16 protein-coding genes are annotated in these 20,097 nt (G+C 49.8%); 8 read left to right on the top strand and 8 right to left on the bottom strand.

The genetic code is table 11. The features are described from left to right. Window position 1: 1 nt before the first annotated feature. Window positions 2-685: a YggS family pyridoxal phosphate-dependent enzyme gene (locus tag M0R47_RS10425; RefSeq protein ID WP_292554119.1), complete on the bottom strand. Its 684-nt coding sequence runs from the start codon at window positions 683-685 to the stop codon at window positions 2-4. 123 nt (window positions 686-808) lie between these two features. On the opposite strand from M0R47_RS10425, the gene M0R47_RS10430 reads away from it, so the two are divergent. Beyond that, window positions 809-1,846 carry a type IV pilus twitching motility protein PilT gene (locus tag M0R47_RS10430; RefSeq protein WP_292554122.1) on the top strand — a complete coding sequence of 346 codons (1,038 nt, stop codon included), beginning with the start codon at window positions 809-811 and terminating at the stop codon, window positions 1,844-1,846. A gap of 229 nt (window positions 1,847-2,075) precedes the next feature. Then, window positions 2,076-2,969 carry a phosphoribosylaminoimidazolesuccinocarboxamide synthase gene (locus M0R47_RS10435; protein WP_292554124.1) on the top strand — a complete coding sequence of 298 codons (894 nt, stop codon included), beginning with the start codon at window positions 2,076-2,078 and terminating at the stop codon, window positions 2,967-2,969. A gap of 168 nt (window positions 2,970-3,137) precedes the next feature. Here the strand turns inward: M0R47_RS10435 and murJ are convergent, their stop codons facing one another. Continuing rightward, a complete protein-coding gene (gene murJ / locus M0R47_RS10440) occupies window positions 3,138-4,685 on the bottom strand; it encodes a murein biosynthesis integral membrane protein MurJ (protein WP_292554127.1) in 1,548 nt (515 codons plus the stop codon). Window positions 4,686-4,782: 97 nt separating this feature from the next. On the opposite strand from murJ, the gene rpsT reads away from it, so the two are divergent. After that, complete coding sequence (gene rpsT, locus M0R47_RS10445) at window positions 4,783-5,046, top strand: 30S ribosomal protein S20 (RefSeq protein WP_006890844.1); 264 nt, start codon at window positions 4,783-4,785, stop codon at window positions 5,044-5,046. An 85-nt stretch (window positions 5,047-5,131) separates the two neighbouring features. Here rpsT and proB read toward each other — a convergent pair whose 3' ends face one another. The 4 genes from proB to rplU form a co-directional block, all read right to left on the bottom strand. Further along, on the bottom strand, window positions 5,132-6,253 hold the full coding sequence (gene proB, locus M0R47_RS10450) for a glutamate 5-kinase (protein ID WP_292554130.1): 1,122 nt from the start codon (window positions 6,251-6,253) through the stop codon (window positions 5,132-5,134). Next, window positions 6,240-7,274 carry an Obg family GTPase CgtA gene (cgtA, locus tag M0R47_RS10455; protein ID WP_292554132.1) on the bottom strand — a complete coding sequence of 345 codons (1,035 nt, stop codon included), beginning with the start codon at window positions 7,272-7,274 and terminating at the stop codon, window positions 6,240-6,242. Before cgtA ends, proB begins: the two co-directional genes overlap by 14 nt. 145 nt (window positions 7,275-7,419) lie before the next feature. Then, window positions 7,420-7,677: a 50S ribosomal protein L27 gene (gene rpmA / locus M0R47_RS10460; protein ID WP_292554135.1), complete on the bottom strand. Its 258-nt coding sequence runs from the start codon at window positions 7,675-7,677 to the stop codon at window positions 7,420-7,422. A gap of 17 nt (window positions 7,678-7,694) precedes the next feature. Further along, a complete protein-coding gene (gene rplU, locus M0R47_RS10465) occupies window positions 7,695-8,006 on the bottom strand; it encodes a 50S ribosomal protein L21 (protein ID WP_006890855.1) in 312 nt (103 codons plus the stop codon). Between the two features lie 257 nt (window positions 8,007-8,263). On the opposite strand from rplU, the gene M0R47_RS10470 reads away from it, so the two are divergent. Then, the gene (locus M0R47_RS10470; protein WP_292554138.1) at window positions 8,264-9,274 is read left to right on the top strand and encodes a polyprenyl synthetase family protein; all 1,011 of its coding nucleotides are present in this window, start codon (window positions 8,264-8,266) and stop codon (window positions 9,272-9,274) included. Between the two features lie 15 nt (window positions 9,275-9,289). Here the strand turns inward: M0R47_RS10470 and M0R47_RS10475 are convergent, their stop codons facing one another. Continuing rightward, window positions 9,290-9,697: a hypothetical protein gene (locus M0R47_RS10475; protein ID WP_292554141.1), complete on the bottom strand. Its 408-nt coding sequence runs from the start codon at window positions 9,695-9,697 to the stop codon at window positions 9,290-9,292. A gap of 203 nt (window positions 9,698-9,900) precedes the next feature. After that, window positions 9,901-10,710, bottom strand: coding sequence for a VacJ family lipoprotein (locus tag M0R47_RS10480; RefSeq protein ID WP_292554144.1), 810 nt, complete (start codon window positions 10,708-10,710; stop codon window positions 9,901-9,903). A gap of 948 nt (window positions 10,711-11,658) precedes the next feature. On the opposite strand from M0R47_RS10480, the gene M0R47_RS10485 reads away from it, so the two are divergent. The 4 genes from M0R47_RS10485 to M0R47_RS10500 all read left to right on the top strand — a co-directional run. After that, window positions 11,659-12,363 (top strand): hypothetical protein, encoded by a 705-nt coding sequence (locus M0R47_RS10485; protein ID WP_292554146.1) that lies wholly within the window; start codon window positions 11,659-11,661, stop codon window positions 12,361-12,363. A 139-nt stretch (window positions 12,364-12,502) separates the two neighbouring features. Further along, complete coding sequence (locus M0R47_RS10490) at window positions 12,503-17,647, top strand: AAA family ATPase (RefSeq protein WP_292554149.1); 5,145 nt, start codon at window positions 12,503-12,505, stop codon at window positions 17,645-17,647. Between the two features lie 98 nt (window positions 17,648-17,745). Next, on the top strand, window positions 17,746-18,438 hold the full coding sequence (locus tag M0R47_RS10495; RefSeq protein ID WP_292554151.1) for a response regulator: 693 nt from the start codon (window positions 17,746-17,748) through the stop codon (window positions 18,436-18,438). A 15-nt stretch (window positions 18,439-18,453) separates the two neighbouring features. Further along, window positions 18,454-20,097 (top strand): ATP-binding protein (locus M0R47_RS10500; RefSeq protein ID WP_292554154.1); only part of this gene is annotated, 1,644 nt, incomplete at its 3' end.

Raw genomic sequence — 20,097 nt, forward strand, 5'->3', positions numbered from 1 at the left:
GTCAACCGTAATCCCGCTCGCCAAACAGCGCGGTGCCGATTCTAACGATAGTGGAGCCTTCGGCGATCGCGGCTTTTAAATCCCCGGTCATGCCGAACGAAAAGGTGTCCAGTTCGGGCCGATTAAGCTTTGCAACGGCTTGATAAAGTGTTTTATAGGGTTGGCGTTGATGCTCAAAATCCTGTTGCGGAGCTGGAATGGCCATGATGCCGCGCAGTTTCAGGTTAGGCAGTCTGACGATCTGTTCATACAGTTGCGGCAGTTCGGCCAGGGTAATGCCGGATTTGCTCTGTTCGTCGCTGATATTGACTTGCAGGCAAATATTCAATGGCGGCAAATGGGCTGGGCGCTGCTCGCTCAGGCGCGTGGCTATTTTTAGACTGTCGACGCTGTGCACCCAGTCAAAATGCGTCGCCAGCGCCTTGGTTTTGTTGGACTGTATGGGGCCTATAAAATGCCAGGTAATATCATAAGCGCCCAATTCCTGCTGCTTTCTCAAGGCCTCCTGCAAATAATTTTCGCCGAAATGACGCTGCCCGGCGTGATAGGCGGCGGCAATATCTTCGGCCGGTTTAGTTTTGCTGACGGCCAATAACAGCACCGAACCCGGTTGGCGCTTGTAGACGAGTTCCGCATCGCGGATTTGCGAACGTATTTGTTTGAGTCTTTGGGTTATGCTTGTCATGGGGCGTTGGTTGTCGATTACTAAGTAACACAATCCGTAAAAGCTAACACAACACCCTACATTCAAAAAACAAAAAGATGAACTATGCTATAAAGATAATTTTTTTGTCTTCATGAGGATGTTATGGATATCGCCGAATTACTGGCTTTTTCAGCTAAAAACAAAGCGTCGGATTTACATTTGTCGGCGGGGCTCCCGCCTATGATCAGGGTTGACGGCGATATTCGGCGGATCAATATTCCCGCGCTGGATCATAAAGAAGTCCATGCGTTGATTTATGACATTATGAATGACCAGCAACGCAAAGATTATGAAGAGTTCCTTGAAACCGATTTTTCGTTTGCATTGCCCGGCGTTGCCCGGTTTCGTGTTAACGCGTTTAATCAGGAGCGCGGCGCGGCGGCGGTATTCAGAACCATTCCCTCGACAATATTGAGCCTTGAAGACCTGAAAGCGCCTAAATTTTTTGAAGAGTTATGCCAAAAACCGCGTGGCCTGGTTCTGGTGACCGGCCCTACCGGCTCCGGCAAGTCGACTACGCTGGCGGCGATGATCAACCATATTAACTGCAATGATTATGCGCATATCCTGACCGTAGAAGATCCTATCGAGTTTGTTCATGAGAGCCAAAAGTCATTGATTAACCAGCGGGAAATCAAGCGCGACACCCACGGTTTTAATGAAGCGTTGCGTTCAGCACTGCGTGAAGATCCGGATGTTATCCTGGTCGGCGAAATGCGCGATTTGGAAACCATACGGCTGGCCATGACGGCGGCTGAAACCGGCCACCTTGTGTTCGGCACACTGCATACCACCTCCGCAGCTAAAACCATCGACCGTATTATCGACGTATTTCCGGCCGCGGAAAAAGATATGGTCCGGGCCATGCTGTCTGAATCGTTGCAGGCGGTTATTTCGCAAACGCTGCTTAAAAAAATCGGCGGAGGCCGTGTTGCCGCGCATGAAATCATGGTCGGCACTGCCGCTATCAGAAACCTGATTCGTGAAGCCAAAGTCGCGCAAATGTATTCTGCGATTCAAACCGGACGCAAGGACGGCATGCAAACGCTGGATCAGAACATGAAAGAACTGGTTGATAAAGGCCTGATTACCGCCAAAATGGCTATGGAAAAAGCCGTTAATAAGGATATGTTCCGCTAAAAAATCCAGCTTTATAGTGTCACGGGTCGTGCAGGGTCTACGGATCAACGGCGAGGGATATGCTTGGAACCGGTTGATTAAATCCGTTGTTGGCCCAAGGCTTACATACGTTTCGAAAACGCCGGTCATTTTGGCAATAATGAATGAGCTTGCCGAATATCGATAACTAAATGGAGCTTAGCCAAACTTACAGGTAAAATCACCCTATTTGACACCCAGCGAGAACCTAATGACCGCTCCAGAAGCCCTATATCAATCAACACTGTCGTCTTTAAAGCTCCGCGCTCGCGGCAAAGTGCGCGATATTTACGATATTGACGACAAGCACATGCTGATCGTAACCACCGACCGGCTGTCCGCATTCGATGTGATTTTGCCAGACCCGATTCCCGGCAAAGGCCGAGTTTTAACCAACGTGTCGAATTTCTGGTTCGAAAAAATGAAGCATGTGATACCCAATCACTTGGCCGACATTCCGCTGGAGCAGGTCGTCCCCGATCCGGCCGAACGCGCGCAAGTCGAGGGCCGCGCCATCGTCGTCAAGTTATTGAAGCCATTGCCGGTTGAGGCGATTGTGCGCGGCTACCTGATCGGTTCCGGCTGGAAAGACTACCAAAAATCCGGCGCGGTCTGCGGCATTAAGCTGCCCGAAGGCTTGCAACAAGCTCAGCAACTGCCTGAACCGATTTACACCCCGTCTACCAAAGCCGAAGTGGGCGATCATGACGAAAACGTATCTTTTGAAAAAACCGTTGAATTGATGGGGCAGGAGTTGGCCGAAAAAGTGCGCGATGCCAGCCTCAAACTGTATAAGGAAGCCGCTGCCTACGCCAAAGAGCGAGGCATTATTATTGCCGATACCAAATTTGAATTCGGCGTTGACGATAATGGTGTTCTCTACCTGATCGATGAAGCGTTAACCCCCGATTCGTCTCGCTTCTGGCCTGCCGACCAATATCAGGTAGGCATCAGCCCACCCAGCTTCGACAAGCAATATGTCCGCGATTATCTGGAAACGCTGGACTGGGACAAAACCGCGCCGGGACCTCACCTACCAGCCGAAGTGGCTGAGTTTTGCGCGGCAAAATACCATGAAGCGGAAGTCAGGTTAACGCAGGGTTGATTGGTAAATCAGTTCATCCACGAAAAACACAAAAAGCACGAAAATATCCAGAGCTCATATTATGATTTTATACGGAGATCGATTTCCAGAGATTTTTTAATGGCGGTTTACACGGAAATTTTTACATCCTCATTCCAGAGGACTGAATTAGAAATCTGCAATATCAGATTAAACGTTAGCATGCATCTGACCAGTCAGATGCTTTAACCTTAAGCCCGTCAACAGCAATGTTGCCGTGTAGATTACCAAACCTATCCCGATCCATTTCACCAGATTAATCACGCGCGCCGTCGAATTCCAGTCATTCCACCAGGCTGCATCGACAAAATAATACAGCCCGGCAGACATTGCCCCGGCAGCCAGCAATACCCTGACAAAAAACAGCCACCAACCGCTTGCTGGCTGATACACATTATCCTTCCGCAGTTTTATCAATAACAAAGCCGCGTTAAAAAATGCGCCCAACGAAGTCGCCAACGCCAGCCCTGCATGCGCCAGCGGGAAAACCAGCGCCAGATTCAATCCCAAACTGACCATCATCGCGTACATCCCATAGCGAACCGGCGTTTTCATATCGCCGCGCGAGGTAAACCCCGGCACCAGCACTTTAACCAGGATAAAACCCAGCAATCCCAACGAATAGGCCTTCAAGCTCAATCCTGCAAAATGCACATCGCTGATGGCGAATTCATTATATTGGAACAGCGTCGACAGCATCGGTTCGGCCAGCACCACCAAGCCGATGGTCGCGGGCAATCCGATCAACACGACCAGCCGCAAGCCCCAATCCAGCGCATTGGAAAAAGCGGCTTTGTCTTCCGCAGCATGGCTTTTAGCCAGACTCGGCAAAATGACCGTCGCCAGCGCAAGCCCCAAAATACCTAGCGGGAACTCCACCAGACGATCTGAATAATACAACCACGATACGCTGCCAACGGTTAAGAACGAGGCAAACAAGGTATCCAGCAACAGGTTGATCTGAGTCACCGAAACGCTGAAAATGGCCGGCAGCATCAGGCTGATAATCCGTTTCACGCCTGCATCGTTAAAGCCTAGTCTTGGTCTTGGCACCAGCCCCAAGCGCATCAACGACGGAAACTGAAACAGCAGCTGCACGATGCCCGCCGTAAAAACGCCCCAAGCCAATGCGGTTACCGGCTCGGCCATCATCGGCGCAAGCCAGATGGCGGCGGCAATCATGCAGATATTCAGGAAAACCGGCGTTAACGCGGGAACGGCAAATTGTTCGTGCGCATTTAATATGCCCCCGGCAAAAGCTACTAGTGCAATAAAGAACAGGTACGGAAAGGTTATCTGTAACAGTTGCACGGACAGCTCGTATTGGCTTCCCTGCCACATAAAGCCGGGAGCCAGCAGCATGATCAGCACAGGCGCGGCCACTACGCCGGCCAATGTAAGCAGCAATAAAAATACCGACAGGGTTCCGGCTGTTTTATCGATAAACTGTTTTAACGCGGCTTTACTGCCACGCTCTTTGTAATCGGACAGCACCGGTACGAAGGCGTGAGCAAAAGCGCCCTCGGCAAATAGCCGACGCAAAAAATTGGGAACCTTGAACGCCACAAAAAAAGCATCTGTCGCCGAATCCACTCCGAAAATATGGGCAATCAACATATCCCGGATAAACCCGAGGATACGCGAAATCAAAGTCATGCTGCCGACAATTAAAGTCGATTTAAAAAGCCGCCTGCTCAACGGAACTCCTGTTATGATGCATTAAAAGGTTTGACAATATTATCACTTGTAATGATAATACACGGTTTAATTAACTTACCTCAAGAATCGAGACACTATGGCTAATACAGCACAAGCTAAAAAGCGTGCGCGACAAGCGGAAAAAAGCCGTATTCGCAACGCAGGACAACGTAGTAACTTACGCACCTTCATCAAAAAAATCATTGCCGCAGTTAAGCTTGGCGACAAAGAAAAAGCGCAAGCCGCCTACAACACTGCTGTTCCGATTATCGATTCAGCGGTTACCAAAGGCATTATTCACAAGAATAAAGCCGCACGCGGTAAAAGCAGACTGAATGCAAAAGTAAAGGCTATCGCTTAATTGCTTTAATCTTACTCAATAAAAAAGGCCGGACTCTTTGATTTACGGCCTTTTTTATTGGAGTTTTATCAGGCCATCACGCCCGCTAAATTACCACCAGATTGTCTCGATGTATCAGCTCGGAATCATCGAAGTAACCCAAGATACCCTCAAAATCCGAACTGCTCTTGCCTGCTATTAACTGGGCATCGGCATTACCGTAATTAGCCAGTCCACGCGCAACTTCCAAGCCGGTTTCATCCATACAAGAAACCAATTCGCCGCGCTCAAACCGTCCCGACACCGCTTTAACGCCGACAGCCAGAAGACTTTTACCTTCATTCTTCAACATCCTGACCGCTCCCGCATCCAGAACCAACTGCCCCTTAACCTGCAACTGACCGGCAAGCCAACGCTTTCTTGCTACCAACGGCTCTATGTCCGGCAATAAATGGGTACCCAAATCATCCCCGGCAATAACAGAAACAATGATGTTATCAACAGCGCCCGCAGCAATAACCGTAGCCGCACCGGACCTGGATGCCAGCCGCGCAGCCCGCACTTTGGTGCACATGCCGCCCCGACCCAAGCCGCTACGGCTATCGCCAGCCATCACATCAAGCCGATCATCGTTAACACTAATCTCGGAAATTAATTTGGCATCGGGATTTAAGCCGGGATCAGCCGTAAACAAACCCTTTTGGTCAGTCAAAATAATCAATAGGTCAGCCTCGACCAGATTAGCCACCAATGCCGCCAGCGTATCGTTATCCCCAAAACGAATTTCTTCAGTCGCTACCGCATCATTCTCATTAATAACCGGCACCACGCCAAGCTTGAGCAAGGTCAGCAATGTGCTTCGAGCATTTAAATAGCGCTGCCTGTCAGACAAGTCATCATGCGTCAATAACACCTGCGCCGCATGCAGGCGATGCTGCTGAAAATTATCGTCAAAGACGCGCACCAAGCCCATTTGACCGACAGATGCCGCCGCCTGCAATTCATGCAAGGTCTTGGGCCGCACTTTCATATCCAATCGGCACATGCCTTCTGCGACGGAGCCGGAAGAAACCAGGATCACATCGATAGATTGCCGCCTTAAACCAGCCATCTGCTCAACCCAGGCAGCGATAGAGGCCTTATCAAGCCCTTGGCCGCCCTTAGTCAATAAAGAGCTGCCTATTTTGACGACAACTCGCTTAACTTTGGCAAAATCATTCCTGCTCACTTTTTTCCCGCCGCTGCTGTTCCAAAAAGTTCATGATGGCGAACATCAGCTCTCTCGTGCCCTCGCCGTTAATTGCGGCAATTTTAAAGACCGGCCCCGTCCATTCCAGCTCGTCAACAATTGCTTGGCAATGCTGCTCGACTTCTTCGGCAGGCAACCGGTCTATTTTGTTCAATACCAGCCAGCGCGGCTTGGCCGCCAGCTCATCACTCCATTTTTCGACTTCGTTGATGATTTTTCTGGCCGCCTGCACTGGCGATTCCGTACTTTCATAAGGCTCAACATCAACCACATGCAGCAACAATCCGGTGCGCAGCAAATGCTTTAAGAACTGCAAACCGAGGCCCGCGCCTTCCGCAGCCCCTTCGATAACACCCGGAATATCGGCAATTACAAAACTACGCAAATCATCGACTCTAACCACACCCAGATTGGGATGCAAGGTCGTAAAAGGATAGTCCGCAACTTTCGGCGTTGCCGCCGATACTGAGCGAATCAGGCTGGATTTTCCGGCATTGGGCATGCCCAACAGGCCGACATCGGCAATCAATGTCAGCTCCAGATTAAGCCTGCGATGCTCGCCTTCGCTGCCTTTACTGGCCTTTTGCGGCGCCCTGTTAATACTGCTTTTAAAGCGCGTATTGCCCAGACCATGAAAACCGCCTTGAGCGACCAGCAATGTTTGGCCGATTTTAGTTAAATCACCTATGACTTCGCCTGTTTCCGCATCGGAAACCAGTGTCCCAAGCGGTACCGGCACATAACAATCATCGCCTTTTCTGCCGGTACAATTGCGGCTCATACCATTCTGCCCGCGCTGCGCTCTATGGACGGCGTGATACCGAAAATCCACCAACGTATTTACATTCTCCGCAGCAATCAGATAAACACTGCCGCCATCGCCGCCATCGCCGCCATCCGGACCGCCCATTGGAATGTATTTCTCGCGCCGAAAGCCGATAGTACCATTGCCGCCATCGCCCGCTTCTACGCGAACTTCCGCCTCGTCAACAAATTTCATAAATCACACGCCGCCAAACTTCAAATCCAACCGATAAAAACAAAAAAAGCCCCGCCATAACAACGGCGGAGCTTTTTTAAAGTTGCCGGGCTCATTACCCGACCCAACTGTCCCGCCATGCTACTGCGCGATACAGCTGAATGTCTTATGCTGCAACAATACTGATAAATTTGCGGTTGTTAGGTCCTTTAACCTGAAAAACCACTTTGCCGTCAGCCGTTGCAAACAATGTATGATCTTTTCCGCAACCTACGTTGTCACCTGCATGAAACTGAGTTCCACGTTGACGAACGATAATATTGCCTGCCGTTACACTCTCGCCACCGTAACGCTTAACACCTAATCTTTTCGCATTAGAGTCGCGTCCGTTACGCGTACTACCACCAGCTTTCTTATGAGCCATTTGTAACTCCTAATATCTTAAGCAGAAATGCCAGTAATCTGGATTTCTGTATAGTACTGACGATGCCCCATTTGTTTCATATGGTGCTTACGTCTTCTGAATTTAATAATTTTGACTTTCGCGTGTCTACCTTGAGACAAGACAGTCGCTGTAACTTTGCCGCCTTCGATAAAAGGCATGCCGACCTTAACAGCATCGTCAGACTGAATCATCAGTACTTTATCGAATTCAATGCTGTCGCCTTCGCCTAGCTCCAGTTTTTCTATTTTTAAGTAAGTACCTTCTTCTACGCGGTACTGTTTACCACCTGTTTGAATTACCGCATACATCGGCGCAAGCTCCATCAAGCATTAATCTGTTTAAAGTGAACAAAAAATTATATTTTTAAAACAAGCCCAAGTCAATCTAAATTAAATTGGCACCCTGAATATCTTATTAAAATAGCATAAAAAAGCTATTATTATCAACCCACCGGCTCAATAGCATGGGCGATTAATGTTTTATTAAGTTATAATAGCTTAACAGACTTTGATTTTCATAGCTATCGCCATGAAAACTAACCCAAACTTACACGCATCACAAAATAATGGCATCGCAACCACAATCTTCGACTAACATCCCTGCCCCCATTGATTTTGATTCAATCAAAAAATTAACTACAACTGAGGCAAAAGCTGTCGATCAGCTTATTATTAACGAGTTAAGTTCCGATGTCGTCCTCATCAACCAGATGGGTCATTATATAGTTGGAAGCGGCGGCAAAAGATTACGTCCAATGTTGCTGTTATTGTCGGCTAAAGCATTGGGAGGAGCCAGCGATAACCACCTGCTGCTGGCGGCGGTCATCGAATTTATTCACACTGCCACACTGCTGCATGACGATGTTGTGGATGACTCCGACCTCAGACGCGGCAAAGAATCCGCCAATGCTGTCTGGGGCAATGCAGCCAGCATATTGGTAGGCGATTACCTTTATTCCAGCGCGTTTGAAATGATGGTCCGCACCGGCAATATGCGAGTGATGGAAATCCTGTCAAAAACCACCACCGCCATTGCCGAAGGCGAGGTACTGCAACTTTTAAACTGCAATAATCCCGAGACGACAGAGCAAAAATATCTCGAAGTGATTGCCAGAAAAACAGCTATCTTGTTCAGCGCAGCTACCAAGTTAGCCGCAGTTATTGCCGGCGCATCAACCGAAATCGAACAGGGACTGGCGCAATATGGCCAGCACCTGGGCATCGCTTTTCAACTGATTGATGACGCACTCGATTACAAAGCCAGTAAAGATGAACTGGGCAAAAATCTCGGCGACGACCTTGCCGAGGGCAAACCAACTTTACCGCTGATTTATGCCATTCAAAACAGCAGCGAAAGCGAGGCAAAAACCATTATCGATGCGATCAAAAATGGTGACCGTGATGCCTTTAACGAAGTTTATGCTATCGTGCAAAGTACTAAGGCCATTGACTACACAGAGCGGCGCGCCGACGAAGAAGCTCAAAAGGCGATTTCCGCATTAAGTGTCTTGCCTGATTCCGAATATAAACAAGCGTTAACCTTACTGGCGTTGTTTTCTGTCCAACGCAATTACTAGAGCTACACGCCGCGTTTAGGCTTTGAGTAGCGCATTGTAAGCGTGCGCTTTCTCAAGCAATAGATTATATTTATGCTCAACCTTATCCATTACTTCGGTTAAAAACTGCGTTACTTCGGCATTTTCAATACCTTCCGCTGCCGACAATACATAAGCCTCCAGCTCACCAACCGCATCGGCATCAACAACCTCATCGAGCAGAGTCGCCGCTTCGGAAGCATGGATAGCCTTAACCAGCTCATCTGCTGCCAAACCCTGCTGTAACAGTTGTTGCAGCACATCAATCGCTTGCATCATCTCCTGAGCCTTTTCATTAACCGCTTGAAGTAACGTTAAATTTTCAGTGAACTCAAGAAAGTCGCTCACCGCTTTTTTAAGCTCATACAAACGTAGCTCATGTTTTGCTTTTATTATTTGCCGCATAGCTATCCAGTTCACAAAAAAATTGCGCCAATTATAATTCGGATTTAATTTACCGACCGATTCGACAACTCTCAAGTCGCTATACCATAAGCGGAAAAAGCGTAAAACTGTATCGTCAACCTTTTTCTTTTCCGATCAGTGCCGATTGGACTTATGAGACCAATCCTCTAATACGACTGAACAGATATTTGAATCTCAGCCCGTTACTGCTTCTCGTCAGGTGCTTTTAAATCAAGGTCATGCCTAATGTTATTTTGCACAGGTGGTTGCTTATTGGAATTGGGCGGCATCGGTTTTGCACTATTATCATTTTTATTTTCGGAACCATTGCCAGCATCATCAGAACTATCGCCACCGCTTTCATCAACATCCAAAGGATCAATTTCATTCGGCGGATTGCCGTCGTGTATCAGATATTCACGATGCTGTAGATAGGAGTTTTTTATAAAATCGTAGCGATTGCCATCGGTTGCCTCATTAACCACTTTTTCGCTGGACATAACACCCGCACGATAATCCGTCACATCCAGCGCACTGGTACCTATTGTCGCGATGTTGCCCGCAAGACCGCCAAAGATAGAGACATAGGTTAAAGGATCCAAAAAGGCATCACCAAGCAATCCTACGGTATCCCTGGGCGTACTTGCACCAAAAAACGGCAATACCAGATAAGGCCCTGCCGGCACACCCCAATAACCTAAGGTTTGACCAAAATCTTCATTATGTTTAGGCAAGTCAATTTCGTTAGCCCAGTCAAAAATACCCCCAACCCCGGCAGTTGTATTGATAAGGAATCGACTAATGTCCATGCCGCCTTGCAATAACTTCAACTGTAAAATATCGTTAATAGTGACGCCTATGTCGTTAATATTACTAAAAAAGTTAGTAACACCTTTATCAACAGCGCTATTGGTAACATGCAAATAACCTACAGCAACCGGCTTTAATATGTGCTTGTCAAAGCTATCGTTAAAAGATTGCGTACCTTTGTTCCATCCTTGCCAAGGATCCATTTCTACGGCTTCCTTAGGCGTGGTAGTGGCACAACCGGTTATCGCCATAGCCGCAAAGCAGACTAATAGAAGCTTAATATTGCTGGTCTTACGCCTATTCATGAGTGGCCTCTTTGAATTTTATTGTCATTTTTCAAGCCGAGGAAAAATTTAATTTTATAACACGTAACAATCCTTTTTATCCTACCATCATTAGCCCATGCGGGAACTCTATCTTTCGCTTACGCCATTAATAAAAGCGGTTTGCTTGGATGCGCCATCAACGGCTTTGCAAATGCAGACTCAGTCAGACTCCTGTATCGTCGGATTGAGTAAATATTAATCTTATAAAACCAACAATCCAAAGAAAGCTTTTTAAAAATAAATACAGAAGAGAATGGGATATTATTTGGCGCTGCCAATTAAACTGGCAAGTCCCCAGAAAATTCATTTTCAATGAGTTTAATAGGTGTTTATACGTATTTTTTTCATTTTTACTTTTTGTTCTAATGTAAATAAATAAGTTGTTGCCCGGTAGAATAATATTGCAATAATTTAACAAAATCAGGCTATGCCATTAAAAAGTAAAATGAGGCCACTTCATATCCTGAAGAGATCAGTATGACGGTATATCAGGATATGCTTTCAATCATTGAGTAACAAATCGCGTCAGGGATTAGTGAATTTGCAGGAAACAAGTACAAAATACGCGATTGCTAATTGCTTACTCGGCCTCAGCCGTCCTGCTTTCTTCGTTTTATACCTAAAAACTGAGCGTGCAATGACTCAATACGGCTTCCGAAAGTCTCCATTTTTACCCTATGAACACACTTCGGCTTCTGGGACTATTTTCCGTCACTTCGCTAAACCTCTTTTCATGGAAAACAGCACAAGATTTTTGTTCTGAAACATTACTCTTTACCTGTATGCGGCCAGCTGTTTCCACCATATACTTCAATTAGATATTCAATGAACCGTACCAACAACTTAAAAAATACAACTCAGTTAGCCTATCAGGAAATTAGCCGGGAAACAGCTATCCATGAAGCTGGACATGCAGCTGCGATTTATCTTGGCAACCAGCAAAAAGGATTACCGCCGGTTTTCTTTCAGATTTTTATTAGCCTGTCGAACAGTGGCCCTCAGTCATCCGGTTTTTTAAATCGGGCTTCTGAGCGCGATATCGCTAAAGTAGAGGGCGGTCGCCTGATTCATACCCTACCGTTATCGTTTGATGAGGCCACAAAAGACCTTTCTGTTGCACAGAAGCATGCTTATCAACACGCCTTCGAGGCCGATATAATCAATTTACTCGCAGGACCTATCGCCGAAGCCCGATATGTCGCACTGCGCGACAACGAACCGATTAACCCGGAACTGATAAATATCAATGCGCTGCAATATTATGGCGGCTCATCCGATTTAGCGATTGCCAACGAATATCTTGAGTGTTTTATCGACAACGATGAACTGAGGGAAAGAAAAATGACTGAGCTATTTCTGGCGGCATTCAATTTTGTCAGCAGACGGCCGAACTGGCTTGCGGTTACCGCGCTGGCTGACTATATTCTGGCGAGCGAGGAAAATATCATTAAGTGCAATGAAATTATTGACATACTTGAACCCCGCGGAAGCCGAATGACTACCTCGCAAAGCATGGCAAGCTTCGGGTAGGGATTGGGTGCCTGCATAACAGTGCTCAAATTCAGTCGATACCATGCATCTCAACAGTAATAACTTACAAGCCTAATTTTGGCCTGACGATGACTTTATCATGCCCAGCACCACTCTCCGCTCCGAAAGCGCATCCCAAATGATTGATATAACCGCAAAAAATCAACCGCAGGATGCGCCGAAACTGGGTAACTACGCCGTTAACGAAAAGCTGGGGGAGAGCTTGCAGGCCGTAGTATTCAAGGGCTACCACAAACATGTTCCCGATAATCCGTTAGTTATCAAACTGCTGAAACAGATGTCGAGCTGGGATGACCAGTCCCGGCATTTGCGCCAAAAAATCGAACGCCTGAAAGTGCTGCACGATCCACGAGTTTCTACACCGCTCGCCTTAGAGTCCTACGGCGACCAGCAGTTTATCGTTCAGCCCTGGTTCGCCGGACAACCGCTGAACTGTTGGGCCAAACAGCAAGATAAACTCGACCTCAACGATTTTTTTACGCTGGCCTGTACATTAGCCGATACGCTGCAAGCGGTACACGATGCAGGTATTACTCACGGCGGCGTCAAACCGCACAATATTCTGCTGCAACCGGGAACGCTGACCTTGCGGCTGACCGATTTCATCACCCCGCTCGACATTCGTGACGTCAGCCATTTTATCTACGACCCGGAATTCGTACGCCATACCTTGGCCTACACCTCGCCGGAACAGACCGGCCGCATCAACTATAGAGTGGATTATTCCACCGATTTGTATTCGTTGGGAATCGTATTTTATGAACTGCTTACCGGCCAACTGCCGTTTTTTTCCAGCGATCCGCTGGAGCTGATTCACTCGCATCTGGCCGAGGAAGCGCCTAAAATCAATCAGCTCAATCCGCAAATCCCTCAAGCCCTGGCCGACATCGTTGCCAAACTCACCGTCAAGCAGCCGGAGAAACGTTACCAGAGCACCTCGGGCTTGCTGGCCGACTTGATCCGCTGCAAGAAAGAATACAGCGCCACCGGCAGCGTATCGGCTTTTACGATCGGTCAGCATGATCGCAGCCGCCGGGTCGTTTTTATCTCGAAAATGGTAGGCCGTCAGACCGAAAGCCGATTGATACAACAGCAATACAGCGAGGTCACCAGCGGTAAATTCCGTTCCATGTTTATTTCCGGCCTGTCCGGCATCGGTAAAACCCGGCTGATTCAGGAACTGCAAAAACCATTGGTCAAAAACCGGGGTTACTTCACCTCCGGCAAATTCGACCAATACCAGAAAAATATCCCCTACAGTTCGCTGATTCAGGCCTTGCGCAACCTGATCCGTATATTTTTGACCGAAAGTGACACGCAGGTGCAACAGTGGCGCACTAAAATACTCGACGCTGTGGACAGCAATGGCAGCGTCATCGTCGACGTGTTGCCGGAACTGGAATTCATCATTGGCCATCAGCCGGAAGTGCCACATTTGCCGCCGGTGGAGGCCCGCAACCGTTTCAACAACTTGTTCGGCCGGTTTCTGGCCTGCCTGGCCAGCGAGGAAAATCCGCTGGTGCTGTTTATCGACGACTTGCAATGGTGCGACAGCGCCACCTTTGATTTTCTGCAAAACCTGTTCGACAGCCACCTTGAGCACCCTTTCCTGTTTTTCATAGGCGCCTACCGGCACAACGAAGTCGACAACAGCCATCCGCTCAGCAAACTGATCCGCAAGATTCAGGAAAACAACGACCCGTTCGCGGAAATTCGCGTGGAGGCGCTCACCGACGCCGACTGCCACGAAATGGTGGCCTATATCCTCAATTCCTCGCTGGAAACCACAGCCAATCTGGCGGAATTTATCGCCCACCTTACCGAAGGCAACCCGCTGTTCGTCAGCGAAAGTTTGGCCTGGCTGTACAACGAGAACTTACTGAATACAGACACCGAACAACACTGGCACTGGGACATCAAGCGGATTCGCGATACCCAGATGCCGACTTCGGTAGTGGAGTTATTCAGCTCCAAAGTGAGCAGGCTACCGGCCAACACCCTGCATATCCTCGATCACTGCGCCTGCATGGGCAACCGTTTCAGCGCCGATGATGTAGCGCTGGTGCTGGATATTCGCATTGAACAGCTGTTTGAAGATTTGAAGCCGGTATTGAATCTGGGCATGCTGCTGGAAAACAAATCCGATTTACAGTTCGTCCATGACCGGGTTCAGGAAGCGGTACTGCGCCAAGTCAATCCCGAAATCAAGCCCGCTATCCACTGGCGCATCGGCAACCGGCTGCTGCAAGCGGTACCGGCCGGAACCGATCCTGAATCCCTTGACAACCTGTTTACCATTGCCGCCCACCTCAATTTGGGCCATCCGGCTGACATGGATCAGGAATTGGCGTATCGGCTGGTCAATATCAACTTCCATTCCGGCAACAAGGCGCTGGATGCGCTGGCCGGCGATGCCGCCAACGATTTTTTCCTGAAAGCCCACGATTATCTACCGGACAATTGCTGGGAACAGGCTTACGATCTGACTTTCCGCATCTATCAGCGCCTGGCCAAAACCAATCTGATGTGCGGCCATTATGAAGCCTCGGAATCACTGCTTAATCACCTGGTCGAACACGCCGTCAGCGACCTGGACAAAGCCGAAGCCCTGGCTGAACAAACCACTTCGTTGTCCTCGTTCGGTAATTTCAACAAGGCGATAGCGACCGCTAACCGCGGCCTGGCCTATTTCGGCAAGTCAATCCCCGATCAGCCCGAGACAGCCCGGCAGCGGATGCTGGCTTTAATGGCGGAAATCGAACAGCAAGGCGACGTCTGGACAACTATCCTGCACATGCCTTTTACCCAGGATCGCAAAAGCAAGATCGAGCTGGCGTTTTACAGTGAGTTAATCCCCGACCTCTATATGTCCGGCCTGGTGCCGCAGCTGTATCTGTCAGCGGCGCAGTCTACTCTGCATTGCCTGCAAGGCGGCATGGACGAATCGGTGATTTACTCGTTTTCGATCATGGGCCTCAATCTCGGCGAACAGGGCAAGTTCGAGCAGGCATTCCTTTATGAGGACCTGGCCCATGACCTGTGCGCCAAGCATCCCAATACCTTTGGCGCCACCCGCGGCATGAACGGCATTGTCTGGTGCAACATGCATTCGCGCAGCCATCCGGCCGAGATCGTCGATTATTGCCACAAAGGCATACAGTGCGGTAAGAATTGCGGCGATTTATATAACGCCGGCCTGTCCTATGGACCATTAATGTGGAATTTGCAGATACAGGGCAAAGATCTGCGCTTGGTTGAAGAAGCCGCCGAGGAATGCCTGCATTTTTCCCGCAAGAACCAGCTGTCATTCTCGGTCGGCCTCGCCGAAGCCGTACTGGCCGGCTGGGTGGCGCCGATGAAACCCGATTACCAGCCGGTGGATATGGCCGAAACGCTGGAGCGCTGGGAAGTCGAAAATTATGTCTCCGCTTCCGGCAGCTATTTTGCGCTGCTCGGTTTCGCCCAGCATTATATGGGCGATTACGCGGCGGCGGCAGAGTCCTTGCAAGCGGTGGAACGCTATCTGCATGGCCTGACCGATAACGTGCTGAAACGTCTCTGGTATGTGTTCCGTATCGTCAATCGCCTGCGCTGGCCGGAGGGTGCCGACTGGCCGACGCTTGAAGCGGAAATCACACCGTTGCTGGCCCAACTGGAAACCTGGGCCGGTCTCGGACCGCTGCTAAAGCCCTTTCTGGCCTTTATTCACGCCGAGATCGCTCGCGCCAGGAACCAAATGCGCGACGCCCGCAACTTGTATTTAGACGCTATCGCGATCGCCCAGGCACAAAACTACGGCTTGCTCACCGGCCATTTATACGAGTCATTGGCCGAGGTGCTGGTAGCTGGCAATCTCGGCGACGCCCAACTTTACTTTAACGAAGCCCGACGCATGTACCGACTGTGCCGCGCCGACCGCAAAAGTGCATTATTGCAACAGCGCCACCCCTACACCGATCCCGACAATGCAGTTCGCGCCGAGAAAACCCTTGCCCTCGACACCTCGGTTACGCTACCGAATCTCGACTTCAATTATTTAATCAAATCGGCGTTGGCCCTGTCGGCGGAGGTCGACCTGAATCAGCTCATGCAAAAAATCATGAGTGTCGTGCTGGAAAGCTCGGGGGCGCAGCACGGTTACCTGCTGATCAAGGAAGGGGATGAACTGCTAGTCGCCGCTGAAAAGCATGTCGGCAAAAAACAAACCGTTAAACGCCGGCGTCTTAGCCTTAACCAGTCCCGCAGCAACACCATCATCAGCCGCTCTATCACCAATTACGTATTGCGTACTCGCAAAAAAGTGCTACTGGACGATGCGATGGCCGAAGGCGAGTTTCAGGATACGCCGGAAGTGCAGGCGCTAAAACTGCGCTCGGTGCTGTGCTTGCCGGTGATCAAGCAAAACGAACTCATCGGTCTGCTCTATCTGGAAAACCGGCTGTCGCCAGGTGTATTTACTGCCGAAAGAACCGATATGACCGAACTATTGACTGCCCAAGTTGCGATTTCCCTGGAAAACGCCCGCCTGCTGGAGCAAACCCGGCTGGCTTATACGCAACTCCAGGAAAACCAGGAACACATGCTGCAAATGGAAAAGCTCTCGGCATTGGGTACATTGGTCGGAGGCGTAGCGCATGAAATCAACAATCCGCTGATGGGCGTAATGAATTTTGTCGAATTCGCCGCCGACAGGAGCACGGATGGCCGGTCCAAGGAAATTCTCGATCAGGCGCTACAGCAAATTCACCGGATCAAGAAGATTGTCAGCAACATGCTGCTATTTGTGCACAACCGATCCGCCCCAAGCGGCAACTGTCAAATATCTGAAGTCGTCAAGCAAAGCCTGTTGCTGCTGGAAGGCGAATTGAGCAAAGGCGGCATAGCCGTTGAGGTCGATGACGCCGAAGGTCTGCCGCCAGTCTACTGTAGCGCAGATAGCCTGCAACAGATTCTGGTCAATCTGATTATTAACTCCCGCGACGCGCTGGCCGATAGCCCGAAACCGCAGCCAAAAATCAAAATCATGGTTAGGCCCATCGGGGAAATGCTAGAATTGAGCGTGACCGATAACGGTCCCGGCATCCCGCAAAATGTGCAAAGCAAAATTTTCGATCCCTTTTTTACCACCAAGCCTCCCGGAAAAGGTACCGGCCTGGGCTTGTCAGTCATCCGCCGTCTGGTTCAGGATGTTGGAGGCTCTATACAGGTGGAGAGTTCGCCCGGACACGGCTGTTGCATGAGGCTTCGGTTTTCCCATGCTTGAACATCAACCCATACACATCACTTGGATATGGCGGTCTTTTGCGGCTAAGATTTCCCAGTATTTTAGCGTTTAAATTGAATACACAAGAGGCACGATACATGGTACGAAAAATTTTGGTAATAGACGACGACCCTGCGGTGCGCGCAGCCTTCAAATTGATTTTGGAAGATGGCTTCTCGGTTCGCGAAGCCGAAACCGGTTTGCAAGGCATCGAAATGACCCTCGCCGAGCGGCCCGACTTGATTTTTCTTGATCTGCGCATGCCCGGCATTGATGGCGTAGAAGTCTTGCGCCGCCTGAAAGCCATTGACGATACACTGAACATTTATATCGTCACCGCCTTTGCCAATGAATACATGGAGCAGCTGAAAGGCATTCATGAGGAAGGCATTCAGTTCGAACTGGCCAGCAAGCCGCTGTCTTCAGTACAAATCCGCAATATCGCCCAGGTTGCCACGCCTCAACAAGACCGACGCGCATCGATGCCGCACAAACTGGTTCTAACCCTGTATGTGGTATCATTAAACAGTGAAACCCGCCGCCTGGTCGAGCAGATTACCGTTGCGCTCGCTAACCTTTACGAGCCCGGGCAGTGGGTTTTCGACGTCGTCGAAGTATTGGGCATGCCGGAAAAAGCCCTGGAAAAAGATGTATTTGCGACGCCAATGCTGGTGCGCGATATGCCGGAACCCGTACTGAAGCTGCTCGGCGACTTGTCGCGAGTGCCTTCCGTTATCGCGGCCATTACCACCCAAGCAAAAGGCATCGGCGTACAAACCATTATTATTTAAGCAAATTTAGCGCCTATGTCCTCCAATCTCCCCAAGCTTGATCTGATCCTTGACACTATCACTGACGGTGTTTTGGTTGTAGATCGTCAGGGCGTAGTGCTTTATGCCAATCAAGCTGCCGAAATCCTGCTGGCGCGTAGCTCGATGGTCGGTCAATCGCTGGCGATTCCAGTCCATCCTGATAAAACCACCTACCAGGACATTAACCTGATCCGTCCTGACGGCTTCGCCTGGGCAGAAATGCGTTCCGCGCCGCTGGACTGGGACGGGCAACCCGGCTACGTCATCGCCCTGCGCGACATTACTGAGCGCAAGCATATGGAGTTGGAACGGCAGAAGTTTGTTTCGCTGGCCGACAACAGCATGGAATTCATCAGCATGTGCGACATGAATTTCATTCCATTCTACATTAACCAAGCCGGTATGCGCCTGATCGGCCTCGACAACCTGGAACAGTGCATCCGAACGCCGGTCCAGGAGTTTTTTTTCCCGGAAGACCAGCGTTTTATCCTTGATGAATTCTTTCCGCGCGTTGTGAGCGAGGGTCACGCTGATGTGGAAATCAGGTTCCGCCATTTCAAGACCGGCGCCGCCATCTGGATGATCTACAACGCATTCTTCATCAAGGACAGCTCCGGCGAACCAGTGGGTATCGCCACCGTGAGCCGTGATATCTCCGCGCGTAAACAAGCCGAAGCGGCCTTGCGTGAAGCCGACCAGCATAAGGACGAATTCCTCGCCATGCTGGCCCACGAGCTGAGAAACCCGCTGACCCCCATCAGCAACGCAGCCCATATTTTGGATATGCTGAAGCTGGAAAATCCACGGCTCAGCTGGGCTAAGGACATTATTAAGCGGCAAGTAACGCATCTCACTCATCTGGTGGATGACCTGCTGGATGTTTCCCGTATTGCGCGCGGCAAAATTTCGCTGAAGAAAGAGCGGCTTAACCTTGTGGACGTGATTAAACCAGTCTTGGAGACGGCGCGCGACCTCACCCAGGCCAAACAACAACAGCTCAATGTCGGCCTGCCTGAGCAACCGATACTGTTGGAGGGCGACTCCGTGCGCCTGTCTCAAGTGTTACTTAACCTGCTCGACAATGCCAGCAAATACTCTCTGGAAGGCGGTCAAATCGAGATTAATGTTCGACAGCTCGAAGCTGAAGTCGAGATTCAGGTGCGAGACAACGGCACCGGCATCCCGGCAGAATTATTGCCGACGATTTTCGACCTGTTCCAGCAGGGCGCGCGTACACTGGATAGGGCTCAGGGCGGATTAGGCATCGGACTTACGCTAGTCAAACGATTAGTGGAATTGCACGGCGGGCAGGTATCGGCATCAAGCCCTGGAGCCGGTTTGGGCTCCACTTTCAGCATCCGGTTGCCAACGCTTACCGAAGCTGCCGGCGCTCCTGACTCCGAGACGTCAGCCTCCTCGCCTAACGCAGGTACGCGCGTGCTGGTAGTGGACGATGATTCCGACGTAAGGGAGAGTACGGCTCTCCTCCTGGAGATGAATGGCTACGAAGTCAAAATGGCTGACTCCGGCGAAAACGCCGTAATGCTGATCGATGAATTCCACCCTGATGTAATGCTGCTGGACATCGGGATGCCTGGAGAGAATGGCTATCAAGTGGCACAACGCATCAGGCAACTG

It is taken from the genome of Methylobacter sp. (genome assembly GCF_023227905.1).
Lineage (GTDB): Bacteria > Pseudomonadota > Gammaproteobacteria > Methylococcales > Methylomonadaceae > Methylobacter_A.